At 51.4% G+C, this 26,099-nt stretch carries 25 protein-coding genes; 4 read left to right on the forward strand and 21 right to left on the reverse strand.

Annotation, left to right across the window (positions count from 1 at the left end; translation table 11 throughout):
- Positions 1-6 precede the first annotated feature (6 nt).
- From holB to yceD, 12 genes are all read right to left on the reverse strand, one after another.
- Positions 7-1,011, reverse strand: a complete 1,005-nt coding sequence (gene holB, locus DES37_RS07130; protein ID WP_110025367.1) for a DNA polymerase III subunit delta' — start codon at positions 1,009-1,011, stop codon at positions 7-9.
- On the reverse strand, positions 1,008-1,661 hold the full coding sequence (gene tmk, locus DES37_RS07135; RefSeq protein WP_036108220.1) for a dTMP kinase: 654 nt from the start codon (positions 1,659-1,661) through the stop codon (positions 1,008-1,010). Before tmk ends, holB begins: the two co-directional genes overlap by 4 nt.
- Positions 1,651-2,670 carry a cell division protein YceG gene (gene yceG, locus DES37_RS07140; protein ID WP_110025548.1) on the reverse strand — a complete coding sequence of 340 codons (1,020 nt, stop codon included), beginning with the start codon at positions 2,668-2,670 and terminating at the stop codon, positions 1,651-1,653. Before yceG ends, tmk begins: the two co-directional genes overlap by 11 nt.
- Before the next feature lie 10 nt (positions 2,671-2,680).
- On the reverse strand, positions 2,681-3,481 hold the full coding sequence (gene pabC, locus DES37_RS07145) for an aminodeoxychorismate lyase (protein WP_110025368.1): 801 nt from the start codon (positions 3,479-3,481) through the stop codon (positions 2,681-2,683).
- A 111-nt stretch (positions 3,482-3,592) separates the two neighbouring features.
- A complete protein-coding gene (gene fabF, locus DES37_RS07150) occupies positions 3,593-4,834 on the reverse strand; it encodes a beta-ketoacyl-ACP synthase II (protein ID WP_072006938.1) in 1,242 nt (413 codons plus the stop codon).
- Between the two features lie 87 nt (positions 4,835-4,921).
- The gene (gene acpP / locus DES37_RS07155; RefSeq protein WP_003857954.1) at positions 4,922-5,158 is read right to left on the reverse strand and encodes an acyl carrier protein; all 237 of its coding nucleotides are present in this window, start codon (positions 5,156-5,158) and stop codon (positions 4,922-4,924) included.
- Positions 5,159-5,422: 264 nt separating this feature from the next.
- Positions 5,423-6,157 (reverse strand): 3-oxoacyl-ACP reductase FabG, encoded by a 735-nt coding sequence (gene fabG, locus DES37_RS07160; protein ID WP_036108209.1) that lies wholly within the window; start codon positions 6,155-6,157, stop codon positions 5,423-5,425.
- Positions 6,158-6,168: 11 nt separating this feature from the next.
- Positions 6,169-7,098, reverse strand: coding sequence for an ACP S-malonyltransferase (gene fabD / locus DES37_RS07165; RefSeq protein ID WP_036108207.1), 930 nt, complete (start codon positions 7,096-7,098; stop codon positions 6,169-6,171).
- Positions 7,099-7,115: 17 nt separating this feature from the next.
- Positions 7,116-8,069 carry a beta-ketoacyl-ACP synthase III gene (locus DES37_RS07170; RefSeq protein WP_110025369.1) on the reverse strand — a complete coding sequence of 318 codons (954 nt, stop codon included), beginning with the start codon at positions 8,067-8,069 and terminating at the stop codon, positions 7,116-7,118.
- A gap of 6 nt (positions 8,070-8,075) precedes the next feature.
- Positions 8,076-9,110 (reverse strand): phosphate acyltransferase PlsX, encoded by a 1,035-nt coding sequence (plsX, locus tag DES37_RS07175; protein WP_036108201.1) that lies wholly within the window; start codon positions 9,108-9,110, stop codon positions 8,076-8,078.
- A gap of 12 nt (positions 9,111-9,122) precedes the next feature.
- Positions 9,123-9,293 (reverse strand): 50S ribosomal protein L32, encoded by a 171-nt coding sequence (rpmF, locus tag DES37_RS07180; protein ID WP_036108199.1) that lies wholly within the window; start codon positions 9,291-9,293, stop codon positions 9,123-9,125.
- Positions 9,294-9,309: 16 nt separating this feature from the next.
- Positions 9,310-9,831, reverse strand: a complete 522-nt coding sequence (yceD, locus tag DES37_RS07185) for a 23S rRNA accumulation protein YceD (protein WP_110025370.1) — start codon at positions 9,829-9,831, stop codon at positions 9,310-9,312.
- A gap of 141 nt (positions 9,832-9,972) precedes the next feature.
- On the opposite strand from yceD, the gene DES37_RS07190 reads away from it, so the two are divergent.
- The gene (locus DES37_RS07190) at positions 9,973-10,557 is read left to right on the forward strand and encodes a Maf family protein (RefSeq protein WP_110025371.1); all 585 of its coding nucleotides are present in this window, start codon (positions 9,973-9,975) and stop codon (positions 10,555-10,557) included.
- Between the two features lie 80 nt (positions 10,558-10,637).
- Positions 10,638-11,822, forward strand: coding sequence for a dienelactone hydrolase family protein (locus DES37_RS07195; RefSeq protein ID WP_110025372.1), 1,185 nt, complete (start codon positions 10,638-10,640; stop codon positions 11,820-11,822).
- Positions 11,823-11,825: 3 nt separating this feature from the next.
- Here the strand turns inward: DES37_RS07195 and rluC are convergent, their stop codons facing one another.
- Positions 11,826-12,785 carry a 23S rRNA pseudouridine(955/2504/2580) synthase RluC gene (rluC, locus tag DES37_RS07200; RefSeq protein ID WP_036108189.1) on the reverse strand — a complete coding sequence of 320 codons (960 nt, stop codon included), beginning with the start codon at positions 12,783-12,785 and terminating at the stop codon, positions 11,826-11,828.
- Between the two features lie 573 nt (positions 12,786-13,358).
- Between rluC and rne the strand changes: the two genes are divergently transcribed.
- Complete coding sequence (gene rne, locus DES37_RS07210; protein ID WP_110025373.1) at positions 13,359-16,565, forward strand: ribonuclease E; 3,207 nt, start codon at positions 13,359-13,361, stop codon at positions 16,563-16,565.
- Positions 16,566-16,642: 77 nt separating this feature from the next.
- Here rne and DES37_RS07215 read toward each other — a convergent pair whose 3' ends face one another.
- Complete coding sequence (locus DES37_RS07215; protein ID WP_036108183.1) at positions 16,643-17,578, reverse strand: LysR family transcriptional regulator; 936 nt, start codon at positions 17,576-17,578, stop codon at positions 16,643-16,645.
- 118 nt (positions 17,579-17,696) lie between these two features.
- Here DES37_RS07215 and DES37_RS07220 point away from each other — a divergent pair, with 118 nt between their 5' ends.
- The gene (locus tag DES37_RS07220; RefSeq protein WP_036108180.1) at positions 17,697-18,926 is read left to right on the forward strand and encodes an MFS transporter; all 1,230 of its coding nucleotides are present in this window, start codon (positions 17,697-17,699) and stop codon (positions 18,924-18,926) included.
- Positions 18,927-19,005: 79 nt separating this feature from the next.
- Here DES37_RS07220 and flgL read toward each other — a convergent pair whose 3' ends face one another.
- The 7 genes from flgL to DES37_RS07255 form a co-directional block, all read right to left on the reverse strand.
- Positions 19,006-19,968: a flagellar hook-associated protein FlgL gene (gene flgL / locus DES37_RS07225; RefSeq protein ID WP_110025374.1), complete on the reverse strand. Its 963-nt coding sequence runs from the start codon at positions 19,966-19,968 to the stop codon at positions 19,006-19,008.
- A 12-nt stretch (positions 19,969-19,980) separates the two neighbouring features.
- Positions 19,981-21,639: a flagellar hook-associated protein FlgK gene (flgK, locus tag DES37_RS07230; RefSeq protein ID WP_110025375.1), complete on the reverse strand. Its 1,659-nt coding sequence runs from the start codon at positions 21,637-21,639 to the stop codon at positions 19,981-19,983.
- 75 nt (positions 21,640-21,714) lie between these two features.
- Entirely contained in the window at positions 21,715-22,683 is a 969-nt protein-coding gene (flgJ, locus tag DES37_RS07235) for a flagellar assembly peptidoglycan hydrolase FlgJ (RefSeq protein ID WP_036108171.1), read from the reverse strand.
- On the reverse strand, positions 22,683-23,780 hold the full coding sequence (locus tag DES37_RS07240; RefSeq protein ID WP_036108168.1) for a flagellar basal body P-ring protein FlgI: 1,098 nt from the start codon (positions 23,778-23,780) through the stop codon (positions 22,683-22,685). The genes flgJ and DES37_RS07240 overlap by 1 nt, the downstream gene beginning before the upstream one ends.
- Positions 23,781-23,791: 11 nt before the next feature.
- Positions 23,792-24,490 (reverse strand): flagellar basal body L-ring protein FlgH, encoded by a 699-nt coding sequence (locus DES37_RS07245; protein WP_110025376.1) that lies wholly within the window; start codon positions 24,488-24,490, stop codon positions 23,792-23,794.
- Between the two features lie 48 nt (positions 24,491-24,538).
- On the reverse strand, positions 24,539-25,321 hold the full coding sequence (gene flgG, locus DES37_RS07250; RefSeq protein WP_036108162.1) for a flagellar basal-body rod protein FlgG: 783 nt from the start codon (positions 25,319-25,321) through the stop codon (positions 24,539-24,541).
- A 17-nt stretch (positions 25,322-25,338) separates the two neighbouring features.
- The gene (locus DES37_RS07255; protein ID WP_036108160.1) at positions 25,339-26,094 is read right to left on the reverse strand and encodes a flagellar basal body rod protein FlgF; all 756 of its coding nucleotides are present in this window, start codon (positions 26,092-26,094) and stop codon (positions 25,339-25,341) included.
- Between the last annotated feature and the right edge of the window lie 5 nt (positions 26,095-26,099).

Genomic DNA, 26,099 nt, shown 5'->3' on the forward strand with positions numbered 1-26,099 from the left:
CGTCTCTTACAGATGTATTGACGGGAGGGTCGCTCCCGGTTGCAGGTAATGCTCCCAGGCCAGTAACTGCTCTGCCAGCAGCAGTTCGCGGTTAATCCCCGGAACAGCCAGCAGTTGTTCGCGTAATTGAAACACTGCAGCGCAAATCGCCTGGAGTACCATTCCCGGGTACCCTGCCAGTTGTTCCACTAGTGGCAGCCTGTCTACATTCATGACGGATTGCCCGGCGTGCTGCTGCAGTTTAAGTGCATCAACTAATAATGTCGAAAACCACCACAATATATCGGTGGCACGTTCCTGGTTCATCAACGCCAGTAAGCTGTAGAACTCGCGGTTATTGAGCGCCTGGGTTAGTTGCTCACAAAATTTATTGCGCAGTGCAGTGCTGTCCGGTTGTAACAACGATAACGCCGCAGCAGGTGCGCCACAGGATAAGCGCAGTGCAGCAAGGCATTGCACGGTATCAGAACCCGATTCACGTTGTAACCAGGCCTGCGCCCAGGGCTCATCAGGCACACCCAACGGGAAGTAAAAACACCGGCTGCGCAGAGTTGGCAATAGCTTATCCGGCTCATGGCAGGCCATAAGGAACCAGGTATTTTCCGGTGGCTCTTCCAGCGTTTTTAATAATGCATTAGCCGCCGCTTCTGTCAGAAGTGTGACATCCTTAATCCACACTACTTTTGCTCCGCCGAGGCTGGCGCGGTTATACAGTTTATCGGTGACATCACGGATAACATCAATACCGAGATTCTGTTTTCCTTTTTCAGGAACAACAGCGGTGTAATCAGGGTGTGTCCCTGCCTGCATTAACTGACACCCACGGCACTGCCCACAGCTTTTATTACCCTGAGGAGACTGGCACATTTTCAGCCGCGCCAGTGCATAACACAGAGCATCTTCTCCCATTCCTGGAATGGCATGAATGAGTAACGCTGGATGCCCATGCCCGGCCTGATGCTGCCCTGACAATTTTTCAAAGGCCGGGCGCAGCCATGGGTACCATTTCATTCACTGTCACCTTTTTCCCAGAGAGCCAGCGTTTCATGTAACGTACGGCGAATAGAGTCAGCAACCTCGGCCTGAGATGCATTGGCATTAACCGTCGCAATACGTTCATCCTGTGCGGCAAGCGCCTGGTAGCGTGCCCGTGTCCGGTCAAAAAACGCCAGGGACTCGGTTTCAATGCGGTCGAGTTCGCCCCGGGCCCTGGCCCGAGCCAGTCCGATTTTGGGTTCGACATCCAAATAGAGTGTCAAGTCTGGAGCGAAATCCCCCAGCACAGTATTACGCAGGGTTTCTAATAACCGGGCATCAATTTCACGCCCCCCGCCCTGGTACGCCTGGGTAGATAAATCGTGGCGGTCGCCAATGACCCAGGCACCACGGGCCAGTGCCGGTTTAATCACCGTTTCAACCAACTGAACCCGGGCTGCATAGAACATCAGCACTTCGGCTTTATCTGTAATGACTTCGTCGCCGACCGCTTTGATATCCAGCACCAGGCTGCGTAGTTTTTCTGCCAGAACCGTACCACCAGGCTCACGGGTAAACACAAGATCGCGGACACCCCGTGACTGCAGTGTCTCGACAATCACATCACGCGCACTGGTTTTACCCGCGCCTTCAAGGCCTTCAATCACTATAAATTTACTGCGCATTTTTTTCCTTTAATGTGTTGATCCATGCCCGTACAGCCTTGTTGTGGTTGGCCAGATTGGTACTGAATGTATGCCCGCCTTTGCCATCGGCGACAAAATAAAGATACGGCGATTTTGCCGGGTGAGCAGCCGCCTTCAATGAAGGCACACTCGGCACTGCTATCGGGCCCGGCGGCAACCCACTAATCACATAAGTGTTATAGGGTGTCGCAGTATCAAGATCCTTGCGGGTCAGTTTACCATTCCAGTCTGCGCCCATACCGTAAATTACCGTTGGGTCGGTTTGTAAACGCATGCCAATACGCAGGCGGTTAATGAATACAGAGGCAACCAGTTCCCGCTCACTGGCAACGGCGGTTTCTTTTTCAATGATGGAAGCCATGATAACCATCTGGTCGCTATTTTTGTACGGCAGATTATCGGCTTTAGACGCCCAAATGGTTGCTACAGTATTCACCATTTTTTGATGTGCACGTTCCAGTATCGCCACATCTGTAGTTCCGGCGGTATATAACCAGGTATCCGGGTAGAACCATCCTTCCACTTCGTTTTCTGGTATATCAAGGGCTTTGGCAACCGCACTATAACTATCGTCTTTCAGGGTATGCCGAATATATGGCGCTTCCCGTAACTGAGCCAGCCACTGATGTACTGTTTGCCCTTCAACCAGACGCAACGGAAATTGAGCCTCTTTACCACTCGCCAGTAACGACATTAATTGACGGACTGTCATATCTGGAGTCAGGCGATAAGTACCCGCTTTAAAGTTTGCCAGTTGCGGTTCAAGGCGCAGCAACCACTGAAAAACACGTGGGCGATTGATAATTTTTTCATCATAAAGTTGATTACCCAGAGCCAGACGGCCTGTACCCGGCTTCAGGGTAAAATAGATTTCTTGTTTAATCAGCAGTGAACTCACTGCAAGCTTACGGACTTTCCAGTAACCCACTCCGGCGGCAACAGCCAGCAGAAGAACGAGCACAAGAACGAGGCGCAGCATTTTTTTCATGACAATATTTTTACTCACATAGTGGGGCAAGGAAGGTAAACAACTCTTGTGATGTGTACCGCGTGGTGATGGCCTGCCGGACCGAAATTATTGGCATCAAAGCATTGCAGATGAAGGCTTCATCTGCGCGCAGCAACGCATCAGGGGCAGCCCGTACTTGATGCACTATTCTGCCCTGCCGCGTTAATTCTGCCATTATATGCTGGCGCATTGTTCCGTTCACACCGGAGCGGTCAACCAATGGCGTGTATACTGCCTCGCCCTCTCGCCAGAATAAATTAGCGGCACAACATTCCACCATCATGCCATCACTGTCAAGAACAATGGTTTCATGCTGGTTTGCCTGTTCAAGTTCCGCCCGAATAAAAACCTGTTCAAGCCGGTTAAGGTGTTTTATACCAGCAAGCTGGGGGTTAATCCCCATACGGACAGAACTCAGCCCCAGTGTCACTCCGGCGTTTTTCCATTCAGCATAAAAGGAAGGGAAACCTGAGACAGACAATATTCTTACCGGGCTGCCACATTGCGCTGGACTGTAACCACGCCCACCACTCCCTCGGCTGATAATCACTTTCAGAACAGCAAGATCCTGAGAACGAGCCATTTCAGCCATTTCTGCTGCCAGAGTTTCCCATTGAATAAAAGGGATAAGCAGACGCTGGCAGGCTTGCTGCAAACGAGCAATGTGATGAGATAAAAAACGAATTTCACCGGCAACAATTCGTGCGGTAGTAAAGCAACCATCGCCAAACTGAATGGACCGGTCGTTCGCTGGCAGGTGTGACTGGTATTCACCATTAATCAAGAACATCGCGCATCCTCACATCATGGAGGCGATAGTGTGACAGGCGGCGAAGTTGAGGGCAAGAGAAGGAGTCTGAGACAGATAAGGCCCGTAATACACGGGCCTGAAGTCACTGTGTTATACACGTTTGAATATCAGCGAACCGTTAGTGCCGCCAAAACCAAAAGAGTTACACAGAGTATATTCCATACCCGATACCTGACGAGCTTCGTGAGGCACGAAATCAAGGTCACAGCCTTCATCAGGATTATCAAGGTTGATGGTAGGCGGAACAGACTGGTCACGCAGTGCGAGAATCGAGAAAATTGACTCAACCGCACCAGCCGCACCCAGCAAATGTCCGGTCATAGACTTGGTGGAACTAACCAGAACACGTTGCGCTGCTTCGCCAAAGACTGTTTTCACAGCCTGTGCTTCTGCTTTATCGCCAGCAGAAGTGGATGTACCGTGGGCATTCACATACCCCACCTGCTCAGGTGTAATACCTGCGTCACGCAGTGCATTAACCATCGCCAGAGCAGCACCTGCGCCATCTTCCGGTGGTGATGTCATGTGGTATGCATCGCTGCTCATGCCAAAGCCAGTCAGCTCAGCATAGATTTTAGCGCCACGTTTTTTAGCATGCTCGTACTCTTCGAGCACCAGGATGCCAGCACCATCACCCAGGACAAAACCATCACGGTCTTTATCCCACGGACGGCTTGCTCCCTGAGGATTATCATTGCGCGTTGACAAAGCGCGTGCAGCACCAAAGCCACCAACACCCAGAGGGGTACTGGCTTTTTCTGCTCCGCCAGCAAGCATTACATCAGCATCGCCATACGCGATAATACGCGCAGCGTGACCAATGTTATGAACACCAGAAGTACAGGCTGTAGCGATAGAAATGCTTGGACCACGTAAACCAAACAAAATAGACAAGTGCCCGGCGACCATATTCACAATGGTGGACGGAACGAAGAACGGACTGATTTTCCGTGGGCCACCTTTTACCAGCGAACCATGGTTTTCTTCAATCAGGCCTAAGCCGCCGATACCAGAGCCAATAGCGGCACCGATACGATGGGCATTTTCTTCGGTAACTTCAATGCCGGCGTCCTGAAAGGCCTGAATACCAGCAACAATTCCATATTGAATGAAAGCATCCATCTTGCGTTGTTCTTTACGCGAGATGAAGTCATCACAGTTAAAATCCTTTACTAAGCCAGCAAATTTAGTTGCAAAGGCGCTAGTATCGAAATGGTCGATCAGGCTGATGCCACTCTGACCGGCAAGCAGAGCTTTCCAGGTGGACTCTACAGTATTGCCGACAGGAGACAACATGCCCAGTCCGGTCACAACTACACGACGCTTAGACACGTTTGTCCTCCAGGGAGGGAAATTATTGATACGCGTGGGACTAAAAGATAAAACTCAGGCGGTCGAATGACCGCCTGGAGATGTCACTTACGCCTGGTGGCCGTTGATATAATCAATGGCAGCCTGAACGGTGGTGATTTTCTCAGCTTCTTCGTCCGGAATCTCAGTATCAAACTCTTCTTCCAGAGCCATTACCAGCTCAACGGTGTCAAGAGAATCGGCGCCCAGGTCTTCAACGAAGGAAGCGCTGTTAACAACTTCTTCCTGCTTAACGCCCAGCTGTTCGCCGATAATTTTCTTAACGCGTTCTTCGATAGTGCTCATACTCTTAAATTTCCTATCAAAACTCGCTTTCGCGATGGTTTTCGTAGTGTATAAAATGTTGAAAAAGATGCAACTAAATCCCGGCAGGTCTTACCACGATTTTACGCTATTTTGCGGGTATTCCCGCTAATAACGCAAATAATTTTCTACTTCTCCGCACTCAGACTCAATAAACGCAGAATTTTCGCACATTCTCTGATTATATCTCAGACAAGTGGACAATCTGTATTCAACGACATTCCGGGCAAAAAAAGTATAGCGTGGTTACACCATGTACATTCCACCATTGACGTGCAAAGTTTCACCAGTGATGTAACCTGCGTCGTCAGAGGCCAAAAATACAACCGCATTGGCGATTTCCTTCGCGTCACCGAGGCGACCCGCAGGAACCTGCGCCAGAATACCTGCACGCTGATCATCAGACAGCGCACGCGTCATGTCCGTTTCAATAAAACCCGGAGCAACAACGTTTACTGTAATGCCGCGTGACGCCACTTCGCGTGCCAGTGATTTACTAAAGCCAATCAGACCGGCTTTTGCCGCAGCATAGTTAGCCTGACCAGCATTTCCCATGGTACCAACCACAGAACCGATAGTAATAATACGACCATGACGCTTTTTCATCATAGCGCGCATTACTGCTTTAGACAGACGGAAAACTGATGATAAGTTGGTTTCAATGATATCGTTCCACTCATCATCTTTCATGCGCATGAGCAAGTTATCTCGAGTTATTCCGGCATTATTAACCAAAATATCGACTTCACCAAACGCTGAACGGATGTTTTCCAAAACAGACTCAATAGATGCCGGGTCGGTCACATTCAATACCAAACCTTTCCCGTTATCACCTAAATAATCGCTGATTGCCTGGGCACCATTTTCGCTGGTTGCCGTACCAATCACTTTCGCGCCACGTGCAACCAGGGTTTCTGCGATTGCACGCCCGATACCACGGCTTGCGCCAGTAACCAGAGCGACTTTACCTTCAAAACTCATAATGTTCCTCATTATTGCTCAAGCGCTGCTGACAGTGCGGCCGGCTCATTGATGGCCGATGCAGTCAGGGTGTCAACAATACGTTTAGTCAACCCGGTCAGTACCTTACCTGGGCCTGCTTCAAATAACTGACTTACGCCTTGAGCAGACATAAACTCAACACTCTGTGTCCACAATACCGGGCTGTATAACTGACGAACCAGGGCTTCCCGGATAGCGTCCGGAGAGGTTTCGCATTTTACATCAACGTTGTTAACAACGGGAATGGCTGGCGCATTAAATGCGATATTTTGCAGTTCAACTGCCAGTTTTTCAGCCGCCGGCTTCATTAACGCACAGTGGGAAGGTACGCTGACCGGCAACGGCAGAGCGCGTTTGGCGCCTGCAGCTTTACAGGCAGCCCCTGCTCTTTCCACCGCTTCTTTATTGCCAGCAATAACTACCTGGCCCGGCGAGTTGTAGTTAACCGGGGAAACGACCTGACCTTGCGCAGACTCTTCACAAGCCTTAGCGATGGATGCATCGTCAAGGCCGATAATGGCAGACATTGCACCCGTGCCTTCTGGCACTGCTTCCTGCATGAATTTACCACGCAGTTCAACCAGACGTACTGCATCACGAAATGCGATAACGCCTGCGCAAACCAGAGCAGAATATTCGCCCAGGCTGTGCCCGGCCATCAGCGCTGGCGTTTTGCCGCCTGCCTGCTGCCAAACACGCCATAATGCGACAGAAGCCGTCAGCAATGCAGGCTGTGTCTGCCAGGTTTTATTCAATTCTTCTGCCGGGCCTTGTTGAGCCAACGCCCATAAGTCATAACCCAGCACATCAGAGGCTTCACGAAATGTTTCTTCAACCACCGGATACTGTGCAGCAAGTTCAGCCAGCATACCGACAGACTGAGAACCCTGTCCGGGGAAAACAAAAGCAAATTGTGTCATTTTTTTGTCCCTGCTAATCAAAAGCGAACCAGTGCAGAACCCCAGGTGAACCCGCCACCAAAGGCTTCCAGCAGAACTAACTGACCCGGCTTAATACGCCCGTCACGTACCGCTTCATCCAGCGCTGACGGAACAGATGCCGCAGAAGTATTACCGTGCCGGTCCAGCGTCACCACCACACTTTCCATTGGCATGCGCAGTTTTTTCGCAGTCGCGCTAATAATACGCAGGTTAGCCTGATGGGGCACCAGCCAGTCGAGATCTTCACGATTGAGGTTATTTGCTGCCAGTGTCTCATCAACAATATGAGCAAGCTCGGTAACCGCCACCTTAAAGACTTCATTCCCTGCCATTGTCAACCAGGATGGATTTTCCGGGTTAACACGGTCAAGGTTTGGCAACGTTAACAGGTCACCGTAAGCACCATCAGCATGCAAATGCGTGGAAATGATACCAGGTTGTTCAGATTTGGACAGCACCACAGCACCAGCACCATCACCAAATAAGATGATGGTACCACGGTCTGCGGGGTCCAAAGTGCGTGCCAGTACGTCAGAACCGATCACCAGCGCGTAATCAACTGCGCCATTTTTGATATATTGATCAGCAATACTTAACGCATAGGTAAACCCGGCACAGGCTGCGCCTACATCAAAGGCCGGGCAGCCTTTAATACCAAGCTGAGCCTGGATTTGGCATGCAGCACTTGGGAACGCGTGCGTCGAAGACGTTGTGGCAACAATGATTAAGCCAATTTGTGTTTTATCAACACCGGCCATGTCAAGCGCATTACACGCAGCCTGATAACCCATGGTCGCAACGGTTTCTTCCGGCGCAGCAATGCGGCGCTCACGGATCCCAGTACGAGTAACGATCCACTCATCAGTGGTTTCTACCATTTTTTCCAGGTCGGCGTTAGTACGCACGTGTTCAGGCAAATAGCTGCCCGTACCAATAATCTTTGTATACATGTACGCTCAGTCACTCTTGGGTAATACAGATTTCAGGCGAGAAGCAATTCGCTCAGGGATTTGCCGCCGCACCGCCTGCACTGCCTGTTCAATCGCGACCTCAAACGCTCGCTGATTGGCCGCACCGTGGCTTTTAATTACAGTGCCGCGCAATCCTAACAGACAGGCGCCATTATACTGGTCGGGGTTGAGGTGACTGAATCGCCTTTGCAGGCTTTTTTGTAACCAATGCTTTAATAAAATCAGCCACCACGCCCTTTTTTTCCCTTCCGACTGCGATTTCAGCAGCGAAAGAAACATTCTTACCACACCTTCCATGGTCTTTAATGTCACATTGCCAACAAACCCGTCACAGACCAGCACATCCGTTTTTCCGGTCAGTAATTCATTTGCTTCCAGATATCCGATGTACTGAATAGCCGGCAGTGCCGCCAGAACAGCCGCGGCACTACGAATAGGTTCAGGGCCTTTGGTTTCTTCTTCACCAATATTCAGCAGCGCAACACGCGGCTGAGACAGCCCTAACAGCTCTTCCGCCAGGACAGAACCCATAATAGCGAATTGCACCAGCATATCACTGTCACAATCCACATTAGCACCCAGGTCCAGAACGACTGTTTTTCCACGCATCTGGTGTGGCAGCATTGTTACCAGTGCCGGGCGCTCAATTCCATCCAGCGGCTTTAATAATAATTTTGACAGGCCCATCAATGCGCCAGTATTTCCGGCGCTGACACAGGCCTGAGCCCGCCCTTCTTTCACCAGTTCCAGCGCAATGCGCATGGAGGAGCCACGGCTGTTACGCACAGCATGCGATGGCCGGGCATCACTGGCAATAACTGACTGAGCAGGAATAATCTGCAAACGTGACCGTTGGTCAAAATCAGCTTTGGCAAGTAATGGAGTAATGGCGTCGGGATTGCCGACTAAAAGAAGGTTCAGTTGCGAATTAGATTCCAGTGCCTGCAAAGCTGCAGGCACTGTCACAGCAGGGCCAAAATCGCCCCCCATGGCATCTAACGCAAGGGTTAGACGTGTCAAAGTATCGCCAGATTACTTAGCGATTACCTTGCGGCCACGGTAGAAACCGTCAGCAGTAACGTGGTGGCGCAGGTGCGTTTCACCAGAAACTTTATCTACAGACAGGCTGGCAGTGGTCAGCGCGTCATGAGAACGACGCATGCCACGTTTGGAACGGGTTGGTTTATTCTGTTGTACGGCCATGGACCTTACTCCTCAATTACTTACGCTTTAAACTTGCTAATACGGCAAATGGGTTTGGTTTCTCCGCCTCTGCAGGCAGTTCACCAAAGACCATGTCCGCCTCGGACACTTCACAGTGTTCAGAATCATGCACCGGAACTACTGGTAAGGCGATGATGATTTCATCTTCGACCATAGCCAGCAGATCGATTTCACCGAACTCGTTAACCTCGATCGGTTCATACGCTTCCGGGAGTGCTTCAGCCTGCTCGTCAGAAACGACCGGGCTAAAACAATACGTTGTGTGAACCTGATGCGGGAATGTGTTGCCGCAGCGCTGACAAGTCAGAGTAACCGACACCTTCGCATCGCCAGTAATAACGGCGAGACGCTGGTTATCAATTGCGAACGACATTTCACATTCTACATCACTGTCCACACTGACGACGGATTCAGCAACGCGCGCCGCCTGCTCAGGGGTATATATGCCCTGATAGTCGAGGCGTTTTTGAGCTGTGCGTACCGGATCCAGTGTCAGGGGTAATTTTACCTTTTGCATAGGGCGCGCATATTAACTTTGTAACGTCTTAGAGTCAAAGAAAAAGGCATTATGACTCACCTTTTGCCATTTATTCGCACACATTGCGGCTGCACAGTTTAAAATATGGCGAACAAATTCGCTATAGATGACAGAAAAAATATGCTTCCAATTATACTGGCCTCCACTTCAGTGTTTCGCCGAGAGCTGCTTAACCGGCTTGCTCTGCCGTTTACCTGCGCAAGCCCGGGCACAGATGAAACGCCATTTCCAGGTGAAACATCCGACCAACTGGTTAAACGCCTGGCAGAGCAAAAAGCCCGTTCTTTGGCAGGGACTTATCCTGGTCATTTAATTATTGGTTCCGATCAGGTTTGCTTACTGAATAATACCATCACCGGGAAACCCTATACGGAGGAAAACGCAGTCAAACAATTATTAGCTGCACAAGGCAAAAAAGTACGTTTTTCTACCGGCATTGCCTTGCTTAATACCCAAACCAATCACATTCAGGTTGATGTTGAACACGTTGATGTCTGGTTTCGCCCGTTGTCAGAGCCTGAAATCCGCCGTTACGTCACATTAGAACAACCGTTACATTGTGCAGGCAGTTTTATGTGTGAAGGGCTTGGAATAACCTTATTTGAGCGCATTGACAGCAGAGATCCCAATACACTCATTGGCCTGCCGCTAATACGGTTATGTGAAATGCTGCGTGCCGCCGGAGCAGATCCTTTAGCAGAATAATGCCGTACCGGTCACACCAGGCAGGTGCTGTGTCATTGTACCCTCCATAAATAAAACAGCGTTTCATTTATGGAGATGTTATGTCGATACCCTTCACCCGCCAGGCACTTTTACTGACCATGAGTTTGGCGAGTTTTACCACGCAGGCAGGAGATACTACATGGCAGCATCCAGGCATTGTTGAAGGTAACTTACCCGCCTGGTACCCAAAACTGGCACAGCAACTCGCCCCTTCAGATAGCTGGCTTAACGGCCATTATGCCCAGTTTTCCACCTGGCGGGCTCATGCACGGCAACTTGTCCGAGATGCCCTGCTGACACCAGACTCTCACCGCCCATTCGCCCCTGAAGTACTCAGCCGCCAGCAACGCGATGGCTACCATGCTGAGAAAGTTGCACTGAATATCACCGATGACAGCCGTATTGCCGCACTTGTGCTCACCCCGGATACCGCAGGCCCTCATCCGGCCATCGTGCTATTACACGACCACGGCTCAAAATTCGATATTGGCAAAGAAAAAATGATACGCCCGTGGGGAGATGCAGCCAAAGAAGCGTCAGCCAAAGCCTGGGCAGAGAAGTTCTTTACCGGGCGTTTTGTTGGTGATGAGCTGGCAAAACGGGGCTACAAAGTTATTGCTATTGATGCACCAGGCTGGGGTGACCGTGGCCCAATGACCTATGAGCAACAACAGGCGCTTGCCAGTAATTTTTTCAATTTTGGGCGCTCACTGGCTGGTGAAATGGCATATGAAGACCTGCGTACTGTCGATTTTCTTGCCTCACAGCCTGATGTAGATAAAGCACATATTGGCGTACTGGGGTTTTCGATGGGAGGTTACCGGGCCTGGCAACTGGCCGCGTTATCCGACAAAGTTGCCGCGACTGCGGTTATCTCCTGGTTTGGCACCTGGCAAGGGCTAATGACCCCGGGGAATAACGTTTTGCGCGGGCAATCGGCCTTTTATATGCTCCATCCGGGTTTGAATGCCAAATTAGACATTCCCGATATCGCGGCAATAGCCGCTCCTGCACCCATGCTTATTTTTAGCGGTGGGAAAGATAAGCTGTTCCCTGCCAGTGCCGTAGATGCAGCCTGGGAAAAAATGCACCGAATCTGGCAGTCACAAGGGGGAGAATCACATTTACTGACAAGGCGCTGGCCAGACCTGGGCCACGTTTTCTATCAGGAACAACAGGTGGTTGCATTTGACTGGCTGGACAGGTGGTTACAGCCGGGTAAAACATCTCCCGGCATAAAATAAGAATCAGCCGCGGCTGGTTTTGCGCAAATAGCTAAGGCACTGCCTCAGTTCATTATCCAGCGGTGCTTCGATGCGTATGGTTTCGCCCGTTGCCGGGTGAGTGAATCGCAGGGCTGCGGCATGAAGGAACAAACGCCCCAGCCCACTGCCGTTTAGCTGGCTGTCGAACTCCCGGTCACCGTAGCGGTCATCAAACGCGATAGGATGGCCGGCATGAAGCGTATGCACACGAATCTGGTGAGTTCTCCCGGTTACCGGGCTGCAACGAACCAGGGTGGCGAAACCAAACCGCTCTTCCACTTTGAAGCGAGTCTCCGACGGTTTACCTTCACTACTGACCTTTACCATGCGCTCACCACTTTTCAGAATATTCTTTAAAAGCGGTGCCTGGACAACTTTAACGTGAGATTGCCACTGACCACGCACCAGAGCGAGGTAGTCTTTTTGCATTCCTTTATCCCGCAGTTGCTCATGGAGCGAACGCAGGGCAGAACGCTTTTTGGCAACCAGTAAGACACCGGATGTATCCCTGTCCAGCCGGTGTACCAGTTCAAGAAAACGTGCTTCAGGACGCAATGCCCGCAACCCTTCAATGACACCGAAACTGAGGCCACTGCCGCCATGTACCGCTGTGCCAGAAGGCTTGTTAAGAATAAGGATATGGTCGTCTTCATACAAAATGGCGTCAGTCAGTGCAGCCACTTTTTGCAAATGAGGCGACACCGCATCTTCTTCCCGCTCAGCAACCCGCACAGGGGGAATGCGCACTTCATCGCCATCAACCAACTTATACTCTGGTTTGATACGTTTTTTGTTTACCCGCACCTCACCTTTACGCAGGATGCGATAAATCATACTTTTGGGCACACCTTTCAGTTGTGTGCGCAAAAAGTTATCAATTCGTTGCCCGGCTTCCTCGTCGGAAATAGCAACTATTTTTACGGTTGGTGTCTCGGTTTTCATGGTGCGCGATTCTAATTACCCCGGACTCATAGCGCCACTTATTTTTCTGTGCTTATATTATTGCGCAGGCAGTTTAAAAATGCTTCCGGGCGTTTTTTTGCTGCTATTTGCAACAATCAGAAATGTGACGTTAAAAAACTGTGAGTAACCAGGTGATAAATGGCAAATGTCATCTTGCTATAACTGGCCTTGCAGTGGAATAATGTTGCGGTTTTCCGCGTTGAGACCTGTAAGAACAAGGAATTTTGCGGAATTACCAATTTTGCCTGAATGTTCATCAACGCAGCAATGGCGTAAGACGTTTTGTACTTTCAGGCAGTTAGCGGGCTGCGGGTTGCAGTCTGGCCGGTAAATGGAAGCTTCTCTGGCGAAAACATTCCCAGGCAGTTCCCCTATAAACAGCGCTGTTTTTCCGTTTGAAATACAGGCTACCGACACGCTGCGCCTCTCAGCAAGCGACAACCGTGAGGTTGACGACTTAGCGAATAGTCACGAGGCCATCGGTTCACATCCGGTCAGCGATTACCTTGCCCGCAGTTCTGTCGTCAATGTAAGAATAACGAGTAAGTTACGATGAAAAGAATGTTAATTAACGCAACTCAGCAGGAAGAGTTGCGCGTTGCCCTGGTAGATGGCCAGCGTCTGTATGACCTGGATATTGAAAGCCCCGGGCATGAGCAAAAAAAAGCCAATATTTACAAAGGTAAAATCACCCGCATTGAACCCAGTCTGGAAGCTGCATTTGTTGATTATGGCGCTGAAAGACACGGTTTCCTTCCTTTAAAAGAGATTGCCCGCGAATATTTCCCGTCCAACTATTCCTCTCATGGTCGCCCAAACATTAAAGATGTTTTGCGTGAGGGGCAGGAAGTTATCGTTCAAATTGATAAGGAAGAGCGTGGTAACAAAGGTGCCGCACTGACTACCTTTATCAGTCTGGCTGGCAGTTACCTGGTTCTGATGCCTAACAACCCTCGTGCTGGTGGTATTTCACGGCGTATTGAAGGTGAAGACAGAACTGAGCTGAAAGAAGCACTGTCTTCCCTGGAATTGCCTGACGGCATGGGGCTGATTGTGCGTACCGCGGGTGTCGGTAAATCAGCGGAATCCCTGCAGTGGGATTTGAGTTTCCGCCTGCGTCACTGGGAAGCCATCAAGAAAGCCGCTGAAAGCCGCCCGGCACCTTTTCTTATTCATCAGGAAAGTAATGTCATTGTCCGCGCATTCCGTGACTACCTGCGCCAGGACATCGGTGAAATCCTGATCGATAACCCGAAAATTGTTGAGCTGGCTCGCCAGCACATCGCTGCACTGGGTCGCCCGGATTTTTCCAGTAAAATCAAATTGTATACCGGTGAAATCCCGTTATTCAGCCACTACCAGATCGAGTCGCAAATTGAGTCTGCCTTCCAGCGTGAAGTGCGCCTGCCTTCCGGCGGGTCAATTGTTATCGATTCCACTGAAGCGCTTACTGCAATCGATATCAACTCCGCGCGCGCAACGCGTGGTGGCGATATCGAAGAAACGGCACTGAATACCAACCTGGAAGCGGCAGATGAAATTGCCCGTCAGTTGCGCCTGCGTGACCTCGGCGGTTTGATTGTTATCGACTTCATCGATATGACACCAGTACGCCACCAGCGTGCTGTAGAAAACCGTCTGCGGGAAGCCGTACGTCAGGACCGCGCACGCATCCAGATAAGCCATATTTCTCGCTTTGGTTTGCTGGAAATGTCCCGCCAGCGTCTCAGCCCTTCACTGGGTGAGTCCAGCCACCATGTGTGCCCACGCTGTAGCGGTACTGGTACTATTCGTGATAACGAATCATTGTCGCTCTCTATTCTGCGCCTGATTGAAGAAGAAGCGCTGAAAGAGAATACCAAAGAAGTTCACGCCATTGTTCCAGTACCTATCGCATCTTACCTGCTGAACGAGAAACGCTCAGCGGTTAGCGCTATTGAACAACGCCAGCCAGATATCCGTTGCGTTATCGTACCGAACGATAATATGGAAACACCGCACTACTCTGTTGTGCGTGTACGCAAAGGTGAAGAAACACCAACCCTGAGCTATCTGCTGCCGAAATTGCACGAAGAAGCGATGGCGATGCCGTCAGAGGAAGAACAGGCGGAACGTAAACGCCCAGAACAACCTGCACTGGCAACCTTTGCCATGCCTGATGTACCGCCTGCGCCACCAGAAGCACCTCATCGTGCAGCGCCTGCAGAAAAAGCGGCATCTGCTACAGCACCTGCAGGTCCTGGTTTCTTTGGCCGAATTGCCGGCGCACTGAAATCACTTTTCGGTTCCAGTGAAGACACCGCCAAAGAGGCACCGGTTTCTGAGCCAGAAGCTGAGAAGAAAGCCGACCGTGGCCAGCGCCAGCAGGACCGTCGCAATAACCGCCGTAACCCACGCCGTGATCGTAACGAGCGTAATGAACGCTCTGAACGTAACGAACGTAACCCGCGTAACGAATCTGACAACGCAGCTCAACCTCGCGATGAGAATCGTCGTGGCCGCCGCCAGAATCAAAATGCTGACGTCCGTGAACCTCGTGGCGCCACACCTGAAGGCAGTAACACACCAGCTACCCGCGAAGAGCAAATTCAGTCTCGCCGTGACCGTAACCGTCGCCGTACTGAAGAGAAACGTCAGGCTCAGCAGGAAGTGAAAAACCTGCAGCGTGAAGAAACGGAAAATACCGTTGATTCAACTGCAACTGCCGAGAAAGAGACTCATGTTCAGGTAATGCCACGCCGTAAACAGCGCCAGCTTACCGAGAAAGTGCGTATCGAAAGTGCCGCCGCGGCTGAAAGCAACAGCAACCTGCCTGTTGCTGCGGTTGAAAACGTACCGGCTACTGAACACGTACCGGCACCTCAGGAAACTGCAGGGTTGTTACCAGTGGTACAGGCTGAACAACCTGAAGCTGGTGAAGAGAATGGGGATGCACGCGAAAACAATATGCCGCGTCGCTCACGCCGTTCTCCACGCCACCTGCGTGTCAGTGGGCAGCGCCGTCGCCGTTACCGTGACGAGCGTTACCCGTCACAATCACCGATGCCGTTAGCCGTTGCCTGTGCTTCGCCTGAAATGGCGTCCGGCAAAGTGTGGATCCGCTACCCGGTAGCCCGCCCGGCAGACGACGTCGTCCAGGATGCGCCAGTACCAGCTGAAGCCTCTCAGGGTGTGGCCGATAACACTTCTCTGCCTGTTGCCGCTGATGTTGCACATGTTGACACTGCGCCAGTTGCTCCAGCAGATATCATGCCTGAAACAGCTGTTGCCAGCGAACAGGAAGCAACAACTCAGGCAGTTGATAACGCAATGGTTAATAGTGAAGAAACCGTCGCTGCACCTGCCGTTGAAACGGTTGCTCCTGCAGAAGCAGTTGAACCTGTAGAAGAGCAGGCTGCACCTGTGGTGGCTGAAGCAGAAACAGTGAAGCCTGTTGAAGCACCGGTAACAGAGCAGCAGGCTGATACTTCCGCCAGCGAGCCTGAAGCAGTAACTGAATCGCCTGCTGAAGTGGCAGAAGTGAAACACAGCCCGGTTGAGGAAACGGTTGCAGCGGTTCACAGTGAAACCAGACAGTTCCATGGCACCGCAACTGCACCAGCCACTCGCGCACCTGCTCCGGTATATGTACCAGAGCCGGCTCGCCACAGTGACTGGGTACGCCCGGCATGGGAATTTGAAGGTAAAGGTTCTGCTGGTGGCCACAGTGCCAGCCACCAGGCGACCGCACCTGCAACCAGGCCACAGCCGCAGGCATAACAGGGTGTAACAGCAACAACGAAAAAGCCTGCTCAATTGAGCAGGCTTTTTTATTTATAGTCAGCCACACAAAACTGTCACCGCTGGCGTTTGCCTTCCTGCATACCACTGAGTCCGGGCATTACCGAGCGCATCAAGTCAATAAACATCCGTAACCTTACAGGGTAGTAGTTCGCCCAGGGGTAGAGTAACCAGACAGGTAGCGGCCAGGCCTGCCACTCAGGCAGTACATGGACCAGCGCGCCACTACGCAAATCCTGCTCGACTATCCATGCAGACAGCACCACTGCCCCAACCCCGCCCAGTGCAGCCTTGCGCGCTGCATACAGGCTGTCCGTATACAAACGGGGAGACAGTGTCACTTCCACGGTTTCACCTTTCTGGTTCGCCAGGATAAGAGCCTTACGATAAAAAGAGCTTACTGAGATCCAGGGTAACTGGCTTAATTCCGCGGGCGTGTTGAGCGGTTTTACCTGAGCGGCTACATCAGGCGTGGCAACGGCAATGCGTGGCACTTCCGCCAGCTGGACTGCGACTGTATCCGGATTAGTTATATCCCCAACATGAATAGCGCAATCAAGGTTATCAGCAATAAAGTCCGGCGATTTATCATTAAGTAACCACTCCACATTCAGCCCGGGGTAGCGGCCCAGCATATCGATGAGTGGTGCCATCAGTTGATCCTGGCCGAAGGCATGAGGCGCCCGAACACGTAACAAACCGGACGGCAGGTTATCCGCATTGCTCAATTCGTCTTCCAGTGCAGACCAGGAACCGGCAACGTGGCGGGCATGCTGATAGCAGTGTTCGCCGTCTTCTGTAAGGCTCATTGCATGGGTAGTACGCAGCAACAGTTTAACACCCAGCATAGTTTCCAGTGTTTTCAGGCGGCGACTGACCGTTGCCTGAGTCAAAGTAAGCTGGCGTGCCGCAGACGATAACGAACCCGCTTCGACAATGCGCACAAAGGTTTGCAGCAGTTCAATTCTGTCTATACGTTCAGTTGTTTTCACTCAATAACCAGTTATACGTTTAACGTATAACTGTTGTACACCGGCATGGGCTACACCGCCAGCAGTTTCCCCCTCACAATACAGTCCATACACAGTTTGTCCTGATAAGGAAACCACCATGTCCGGTACTACATTGCACTCTGAACGCCCTCTGAGCACGGGCCTGATATTCTCACTGGCTGCTGGTGCAGGGTTGAGTGTCGCATCGATTTATTATGCGCAACCTATCCTGCCACTACTGGGGCAGTCATTATCACTTTCTGTTGATGGAATGGGGCTGATTCCAACACTGACGCAAATGGGTTACGCGTTGGGTATCTTATTTTTGATTCCCCTCGGCGACCGTTACGACCGCCGGGCCATTATTCTGCTCAAATGCATTATTTTGGCACTTACACTCGCAGCATGCAGTTTCACCAGTTCATTACACAGCTTGCTGGCTACCAGCCTGCTGATTGGGATGACAGCGACCATTGCGCAGGATATTGTTCCTGCCGCCGCCATTCTGGCTCCGGCTGGCAGGCAAGGGAAAATCGTCGGGACGGTAATGACCGGCCTGCTACTGGGGATTTTGCTGTCCCGAACCGTTAGTGGTTTGGTTGCTACCTGGCTTGGCTGGCGAGCAATGTATCAACTCGCAGCTCTCAGCATTCTGCTTATTGGCACCGTGCTATGGCGTGTTCTTCCCAGGTTTGCCACGCATTCAGAGCTGAGTTACCCGGGCCTGCTGCGCTCCATGGCGACACTGTGGAGCCGTTACCCAGGGTTGCGGATGGCCGCAGCCGCCCAGGGCCTGCTTTCCATAGGCTTTAGTGCATTCTGGTCAGTACTGGCATTGATGCTACTGGAGAACTACCACCTCGGCAGTGCCGTAGCCGGTGGGTTTGGGCTGGCAGGTGCCGCTGGCGCACTGGCTGCGCCGTTATCAGGCAGCCTGTCAGACAAAATAGGCCCGGAACGCGTAACGGTGATGGGTGCCGCACTGGTCACTGTGTCTTTTGCCAGCATGTTTTTGCTGCCATTGCTGCCTCTACATGCGCAGTTGTGCCTGATAGCACTGGCGGCAATTGGTTTCGACCTTGGTCTCCAGTCCACATTAATTGCCCACCAGACACTGGTGTACAGCCTTGAGCCTCAGGCAAGAGGCCGTCTGAATGCCCTGCTGTTTACTGTCGTGTTTATTGGCATGGCTGTGGGTTCTGTATTGGGTAGTAAAGCGTGGGTATCAGCCGGGTGGCCGGGTGTGCTGGCTCTCGCCAGTGTCACAGGTTTACTGAGTCTGGTCATTCGTTGGTGGGCCATTCGCCGCCATTGCGCCAGCCATGCTGGTAGCGTTGCCGAAGAATAAAAAAAATCCCGTACCGGGGTGCCAGTACGGGCAGACAAGGTATGCCCAGTTTCACGACATACCAAAAAGAGCAAAGCCACTAACTATTGAGCTGGAACAGGGACATCCCCTGCATATCGCTGAAGGCCTTATAAGAGGCCTGAAGCGCAGTTTGTTGCATTACATAAGAAGAAATTACTGAGTTCCAGTCTGCATCGACCAGGTTACTCATTTGCTGGGATTGCTGCAGGCTACGGTCATCACCCAGTGAATCCAGGTTATCCAGCTCATTCAGCTGAGTACCCAGTTCTGAACGGACTTTCAGTACGTTGTTCAGTGAGTTTTTCAGACCGCGGCTGGTTTTATCGATCACTGCCTGCAACGCATCTTTGCTCGTTTGATCGAGATCCTGTTGCGGTGTATTCAGGGAAGCGATAGCAGTATCCAGCATAGTAAACAAGTTAGTTTCGCTGGCACTGCCATCAGGCTCTGCTTCAGCGTTACTGGTTATCGAATCAAACACTTCTGAACCGGTATGGCCAATGACCATGGTACGCGCAGAATCCACTTTCTGAGTAATGTTCTCTGTACCGCCAACATAATTAACAGTGGTACCAGAATCATCAAAGGGCTCGGAGTCGGTTTTATAACCAGCGAAAATATAGCGGCCGTTACCGTCAGTGCTGTTTGCCAGGTTCAGTAACTGGTCACGAACCCCCTGTAACTGGGTAGCCAGTGAAGCCCGGTCATCATCGCTCAACGTACCATTGCTGGCATAAACGATTTTTTCCTGCGCAGTCTGAATACTACTGGTAACCTGGCTTAATACGCTTTCTTCCAGCGAAACCTTTTGGTTTGCGAAAGTCCGGGCCGTGGCATACTGGCTGTTCTGTGCCTGAGCCTGCGAAACCACAATCGCCTGAGAAGCCGCAACCGGGTCATCAGACGGGCGGTTAACCCGTTTGCCCGTGGATAACTGTTCACCATAATTCAGCCACTTTTGCTGCGACTGGGTGATACCACGAACATTTTGTTCAAAGATCATCTGCGTGCTGATGCGCATTGGTCATGACTCCTATGAATTAATGGATAGCAGCGCGTCAAAAATCGTTGATGCTGTTTTCAACACCTGTGAGTTCGCCAGATAATACTGCTGAAAACGCTGCAGGTTGGCGTACTCTTCATCCAGGTTCACACCAGAAACAGATTGTTGCTGGTTGGTCAACTGCGTAACCACATTAGCCTGCGTTGTACTGGTTGTTTTCAGTGTACTGGTGGTGTTACCGACCAGAGACACCAGGCTTGCGTAAGCATCGTTGAAGGTTTTGTTACCACCTACTATGCTCTTGTCCTGCAAATCAAGCAGCGCCTGGGCGTTGGTGTTATCACTCTCGCCGGAGGTCGCTGAACTCGCCAGCGCCACTTTCGCTTCATCTGTTACTGAAACGGCCATATTGACGATAGTGTTGGTTACCGGTTTAACAACAAAGCTGTCTTTGGCATCAGGTGAACCATCAACGGTCACCGTCAGGCCATCAAAAGCCAGTGTCGTATTACCACTGCCATCAGTGCCGGTTGTCGGTGTTACTGTGGTATTGTCTGATGTACGGGTAACCGTCCAGGCAGAGCCACTCCAGGTCACTTTATAATTAGTTGCCAGAACGGCAGAGCTGTCTGTGACCTCCGCCGTCAAAGTTGTGGAGCTGGTATTTTTCGCATTGCTCACCACCGCAGGTGCGCCAACAGCAAAGAACGCTTCGCCTGCATCGCCATTGGCGTCAAAACCCGCTTCATGCTGAGTATTGAATGCATCTGCAAAGGATAATGCCAGTTGCCCAAGGCGGTTACGTGCTGCATCCAGGTCTGTTGAACGGAAAGTCAGTAATCCACCCAAAGAGCCGGTTGTTAACTGGCTTTCAGGAATTTCGACGTTTCCTGCGGCTTCATCAACATACGCAACGGTTGTGCGGCCAGGATCAGCACTTGACGCAACTGCCGCCAGTTGGAATGAACGCGATCCCTGAACCAGAGACGTACCATTACCCAAGCTCACGTTATAAGTATTTCCATCCTGGATTGTGACTGTCACACCCACGATGTTATTCAGTTCATTCACCAGTTGGTCGCGTTGGTCCAACAAGTCGTTCGGACTGGCACCGCCGCCTGTCGCCGTCATTTGCGCAATCTTTTTATTCAGATCAGCAATCTGGCTGGTATAGGTGTTAATTTCCTGAACACTGGACTCAATAGCACTGTTTACCTGGCTGTCCATGCTGCGCAGGTAGTTATCAGTGGTTTTGAACTGGTTTACCAACCCCTGGGCCTGGCCGATTAACGCTTCGCGGGCAGAGGAGTCATTGGCATTACTGGTCAATGTGGTTAACGCAGAAAAAAAACTCTGTAACGATGTTGAAATACTGGTGGTTGTACTGGACAACAGGTCATCTATTTGTGAAACCTGGTCATAACGGCTGGACAACGCACTGCTTTGATTCGACGCCTGGCGCAACTGGTTGGTAATAAACTGATCGTATTCACGCTGAACACCACTGACATACACGCCATTACCAATCCAGCTATTACCGGAAAGGGTGCTATTAGACTGGGCCAGTACGGTGGTCTGGCGGCTATAACCGGTGACGTTATAGTTCGAAATGTTATTACTTACCGTATTCAGCGCGGTCTGTGCGGCAGTCAGTCCGCTCATCGCGCTGTTGATCAGGCTACTGGACATGGTGTTTCCTTTTGAGCGTTTAATCACGGGTCCTGACAGAGATTATCGGCAGCACAGGCCAGGACTTGAGGCTAATCAGAACAAATTGCTTAAATCATTGTTATACGCTTTAGAGACCTTATCGCTCATAGATTTTAGCTGCTGAATCAATGAGGTAAGCTTGCTGGCGTAACCTGGATCCGTTGCATAACCAGCGCGTTGCAATGCCTGAGCGCCCTGCTCCGCTGTTGCCGCTGTAGTCACCGCTGCATAACGCGGATTTTTACTCAGCAGGCCCACATAATCTGACAGCGCTTCCAGATACGAACTGTACACACGGAACGCAGCTTTCACTTTTTTCGCCTGGCCATTTTCAAATTCAGTGGTGGTGATTTCGGTAGTTGGCCCTTTCCAGTTGCCGGTTGCTTTCACCCCAAAAATATTGAAGCTGGGTGCACCACTGGCCGTGCGAATCTGGCGTTGCCCCCAGCCTGATTCCAGCGCAGCCTGCGCCAGAATCAGGTGGTGAGGAATGCCACTTTGTTCGCTGGCGAGTTTGGCGGGTAAAGACAACTGCGCCAGGAAGTTTTTGCTGTCACCATCAAGGTCTTTGTCTGCAAAGGAGACAATCGCCCCGGAACTGGGCGGAGCCTTGGGAATGGCTTTACGCACCAGTTGGGTAAATTCCTGAGTTTGATACTGCATGACGGTGTTCATATCGAGTTTCATTGGCACCGTCCCCGCTTTTTCAGACGGAGACTGCGTGCCATTGGTCATCTGTTTTACCATCATGTCTGCCAGACCAAGGCCTTTAGCACTGAGATCATCGGCAATCTGCTGGTCGTACATACTGGTGTACAAACGGGTTTGGTCATTGTCGAGCAGGTCATCTTTCGGCAAAGCCTGGCGCATACTCTTCAGTACCATTTGCACGAACATCCCTTCAACTTTTTTGGCTACCGCTTTCAGGTGAGCCTGAGGGTCATTCGCTGCTGCCCGTTTTAATTCATTCAGCGATTGCGCATCCCACGCAGCGCCAGCCATAGACTGGGTATCATTAATCATCAGATAATCTCCAGTTTCGCCCGCAGACAACCTGCACTTTGCATAGCCTGCAGGATAGACATCAAATCCATCGGTGTTGCACCCAGCGCATTAAGGGCACGAACCACATTGTTCAGATTGGCGCTTGAGTTGATGCGGCGCAGTGCACCACCACTCTGGCGCATATCAATCTGCGTTTGTGGCGTTACCACTGTTTGACCACCCGCGAACGGCGTATTGGGCTGGCTCACCACATTTTGCTGGTTGACGGTTACCGACAAGTTGCCCTGGGCAACGGCACAGTTATCCAGAGTCACTTCGCGGTTCATCACTACAGCACCAGTACGTGAGTTGATAATCACTTTGGCGTCCTGTACCGGTACATTCACCTGCAGGTTTTGCACATCCGCGAGGAAACGCACCTGGGAGCTGTTTCCCGGTGGAACACGAATTTGAACAGTACGGGCATCAATAGCCTGCGCTACGCCATAACCTTGAGAGCGGTTAATGGTATCGGATATCTGCTGTGCAAGGCTGAAGTCCTCCTGGTTGAGTTGCAGGTTGATGCTGTTGCCTTGCCCAAAGTTGCTGGGTAATTCACGCTCAACCACTGCCCCACCAGTAATCCGGCCACCATTGAGTTGGTTAACCTGAACACTACTGCCACCGGCAGATGCCCCCGCGCCACCAATCAGGATATTACCTTGTGCCAGCGCATAGACCTGGTTATCCACCCCTTTCATTGGCGTCATCAGCAGTGTGCCACCACGCAGGCTTTTCGCATTACCGAGTGATGAAACCACTACATCAATACGCTGCCCCTGGCGGGAGAACGCGGGTAAGTCTGCGGTGACCATTACTGCTGCCACGTTTTTCAACTGCATATTGGTGCCACTGGGAACGGTTATCCCCAGTTGTGACAACATGTTATTCAGGCTCTGGGTAGTAAATGGAGTCTGAGTGGTCTGGTCACCCGTACCATCCAGCCCTACCACCAGGCCATAGCCAATAAGTGAGTTATCACGCACGCCCTGTACAGTGGTGAGGTCGCGAATGCGGTCTGCCTGAGCCAGTGTTGCCACCAGCAGCAATCCGATTGCGAAAATTGACTTAAACATATTCACCTCGCTTAGAACGGCGCGACATTAAGGAAGAAACGTTGCAACCAGCCCATTTGCTGCGCTTCATTGATATAGCCGTTACCGACATACTCAATACGGGCATCAGCCACCTGGGTTGATGCGACGGTGTTGCTGGTTGAAATAAACCGTGGATTCACCACCCCGGAGAAGCGAATAAACTCAGCACCCTGGTTAATCGCGATTTGTTTTTCACCCACTACATGGAGGTTACCGTTGGCCAGAACCTGGTCTACGGTAACCGTCAGAGTACCGGTAAAGGTGTTTTGCGCACTGGACCCCCCCTTGCCGGTGAAATCGTTTTTACCTTCCATATCGAGGTCAGCACGAGCGTTACCAAATAACCCCTGTAAATAACGTGGCGCTGTCGTTACTGCAAGACTACTGCTTCCATCACGCGATGCGTTTGAAGAAGAAGATTTGCTGGCACTGACGTTTTCCTGGAGATTAATGGTGAGCGTGTCACCAATATTGCGCGGGCGACGGTCTTCAAATAATGGCTGATACCCATAGTTAATGGGCTGAACAGTCTGAAAAATAGAACCATTGACCGCCGGAACCGGGCCTGGAATAGGCTGTGCCGAAGTTGGCCCCTGAACAAGCGGCTTACTCGGGACCAGTGAACAGCCACCGAGGGCGACACTCAGGCTAATGACAAGCGGTCGATACCACTGGTTACGGTTTTGCATTACGTTTATCTTCAGAAAATATTAGCCGGCGGCGAAGCCGGCCAGATTTTAAAGTTGTGACAGTTTCTGCAGCATCTGGTCCGTTGTGGAAACCGCTTTACTGTTAATCTCGTAGGCGCGCTGAACCTGGATCATATTGACCAGTTCTTCGGCAACGTTAACGTTGGAGGTTTCTACATATCCCTGATACAGCAGCCCGGCGCCGTTCTGGCCCGGGGTTGATTCTGTCGGCGCACCAGAAGCCTGGGTTTCGGTGTAAAGGTTTTCGCCAATACTTTCGAGCCCGGAGGTGTTAATGAACGTCGCCAGGTTCAACTGCCCCACCTGTTGTGTTGCTGTCTGCCCTTGCAGGGTGACACTTACCACGCCATCACGCGCCACAGTAATACTCAGAGCATTACTGGGTATGGTGATAGCCGGCTGCACAGGGAACCCGCCGTTAGTCACTAACTGCCCGTTGGAATCGAGCTGAAATGAACCGTCACGGGTATAGGCTGTGGTGCCATCCGGGAGCTGTACTTCAAAAAAACCTTCGCCTTTAATCGCAATATCTTTGCTGTTATCGGTCTGGTTCAGGTTACCCTGGGTATGAATACGCTCCGTTGCCACCGGGCGAACCCCGGTACCAATTTGCAGGCCCGTCGGTAATGTTGTTTGCTCAGAAGACTGTGCTCCAGGCTGACGTACTGTCTGGTACAGCAAATCTTCAAACACTGCACGCTGGCGTTTGAAACCATTGGTACTGACGTTTGCCAGGTTGTTGGCAATGACGTCCATATTGGTTTGTTGTGCATCCAGACCGGTTTTCGCGATCCATAATGAGCTGATCATGGTGAAGTCCTGTTTTATTAAGTCAGTGACAGCAGTTGGTTCGCACGCTGTTCGTTACCATCAACATTGCTGATAACTTTCATTTGCATCTCAAAACGGCGCGAGTTGCTAATCATGTCAGCCATGGCTTCAACGGCGTTGACATTACTGCCCTCCAGCACGCCCGCCATCACTTTCAGTGTTGGGTCCGCCGCAGGTGTGGCGCCACGCGTGGCCTGCGCCTGCTGGGTGAGATGAAACAACCCGTCATCACCACGCTCCACTTCCTTGTCTGTAGCCTTAACCAGTTTCAGACGGCCAATTGGCGCTGCGGTATTAGGCGGGTCCCCCGGGTTTAGCGCAGTGATGGTGCCGTCAGCAGCAATAGTCAGCTCAGCATTCTGGGGAACGGCAACAGGACCACCATCACCCATCACCAGATTGCCATTCACTTCCAACTGCCCATTGACGTTCACCTGCATATTACCGTTACGGGTGTAGGCTTCCTGGCCATTCGGGGTCCGTACTGCCAGCCAGCCATCCTGCTGCATTGCCACATCCAGATTACGGCCGGTGTAATCCATCGAACCGGTACTCATATCCGAACCTGGTGTAGAGGCAGCAACCAGTGTGCGGGTTGGTAACGATAACCCTTCAACCGGCACTGCACGCAGTGCCTCAAGTTGTTTACGAAAACCAGGTGTCGACGCGTTAGCCATGTTGTTAGCCGTCACAGACTGTAAATCCAGCGTCTGGCTGGCTGCGCCCATGGCGGTATATATTGCGTGATCCATTAAGC

It is taken from the genome of Mangrovibacter plantisponsor, assembly GCF_003182475.1.
GTDB classification, from domain to species: domain Bacteria; phylum Pseudomonadota; class Gammaproteobacteria; order Enterobacterales; family Enterobacteriaceae; genus Mangrovibacter; species Mangrovibacter plantisponsor.

Coding starts and splice junctions, on each gene's coding strand:
- holB (WP_110025367.1), bottom strand. CDS start 1,011: ATGAAATGGTACCCATGGCTGCGCCCGGCCTTTGAAAAATTGTCAGGG.
- fabG (WP_036108209.1), bottom strand. CDS start 6,157: ATGAGTTTTGAAGGTAAAGTCGCTCTGGTTACTGGCGCAAGCCGTGGT.
- DES37_RS07170 (WP_110025369.1), bottom strand. CDS start 8,069: ATGTATACAAAGATTATTGGTACGGGCAGCTATTTGCCTGAACACGTG.
- flgK (WP_110025375.1), bottom strand. CDS start 21,639: ATGTCCAGTAGCCTGATCAACAGCGCGATGAGCGGACTGACTGCCGCA.
- rluC (WP_036108189.1), bottom strand. CDS start 12,785: ATGAAAACCGAGACACCAACCGTAAAAATAGTTGCTATTTCCGACGAG.
- flgJ (WP_036108171.1), bottom strand. CDS start 22,683: ATGATTAATGATACCCAGTCTATGGCTGGCGCTGCGTGGGATGCGCAA.
- DES37_RS07220 (WP_036108180.1), top strand. CDS start 17,697: ATGTCCGGTACTACATTGCACTCTGAACGCCCTCTGAGCACGGGCCTG.
- fabD (WP_036108207.1), bottom strand. CDS start 7,098: ATGACACAATTTGCTTTTGTTTTCCCCGGACAGGGTTCTCAGTCTGTC.
- yceG (WP_110025548.1), bottom strand. CDS start 2,670: ATGAAAAAAATGCTGCGCCTCGTTCTTGTGCTCGTTCTTCTGCTGGCT.
- yceD (WP_110025370.1), bottom strand. CDS start 9,831: ATGCAAAAGGTAAAATTACCCCTGACACTGGATCCGGTACGCACAGCT.
- DES37_RS07190 (WP_110025371.1), top strand. CDS start 9,973: ATGCTTCCAATTATACTGGCCTCCACTTCAGTGTTTCGCCGAGAGCTG.
- tmk (WP_036108220.1), bottom strand. CDS start 1,661: ATGCGCAGTAAATTTATAGTGATTGAAGGCCTTGAAGGCGCGGGTAAA.
- DES37_RS07245 (WP_110025376.1), bottom strand. CDS start 24,490: ATGCAAAACCGTAACCAGTGGTATCGACCGCTTGTCATTAGCCTGAGT.
- flgG (WP_036108162.1), bottom strand. CDS start 25,321: ATGATCAGCTCATTATGGATCGCGAAAACCGGTCTGGATGCACAACAA.
- flgL (WP_110025374.1), bottom strand. CDS start 19,968: ATGCGCATCAGCACGCAGATGATCTTTGAACAAAATGTTCGTGGTATC.
- rne (WP_110025373.1), top strand. CDS start 13,359: ATGAAAAGAATGTTAATTAACGCAACTCAGCAGGAAGAGTTGCGCGTT.
- acpP (WP_003857954.1), bottom strand. CDS start 5,158: ATGAGCACTATCGAAGAACGCGTTAAGAAAATTATCGGCGAACAGCTG.
- DES37_RS07195 (WP_110025372.1), top strand. CDS start 10,638: ATGTCGATACCCTTCACCCGCCAGGCACTTTTACTGACCATGAGTTTG.
- DES37_RS07255 (WP_036108160.1), bottom strand. CDS start 26,094: ATGGATCACGCAATATATACCGCCATGGGCGCAGCCAGCCAGACGCTG.
- rpmF (WP_036108199.1), bottom strand. CDS start 9,293: ATGGCCGTACAACAGAATAAACCAACCCGTTCCAAACGTGGCATGCGT.
- pabC (WP_110025368.1), bottom strand. CDS start 3,481: ATGTTCTTGATTAATGGTGAATACCAGTCACACCTGCCAGCGAACGAC.
- DES37_RS07240 (WP_036108168.1), bottom strand. CDS start 23,780: ATGTTTAAGTCAATTTTCGCAATCGGATTGCTGCTGGTGGCAACACTG.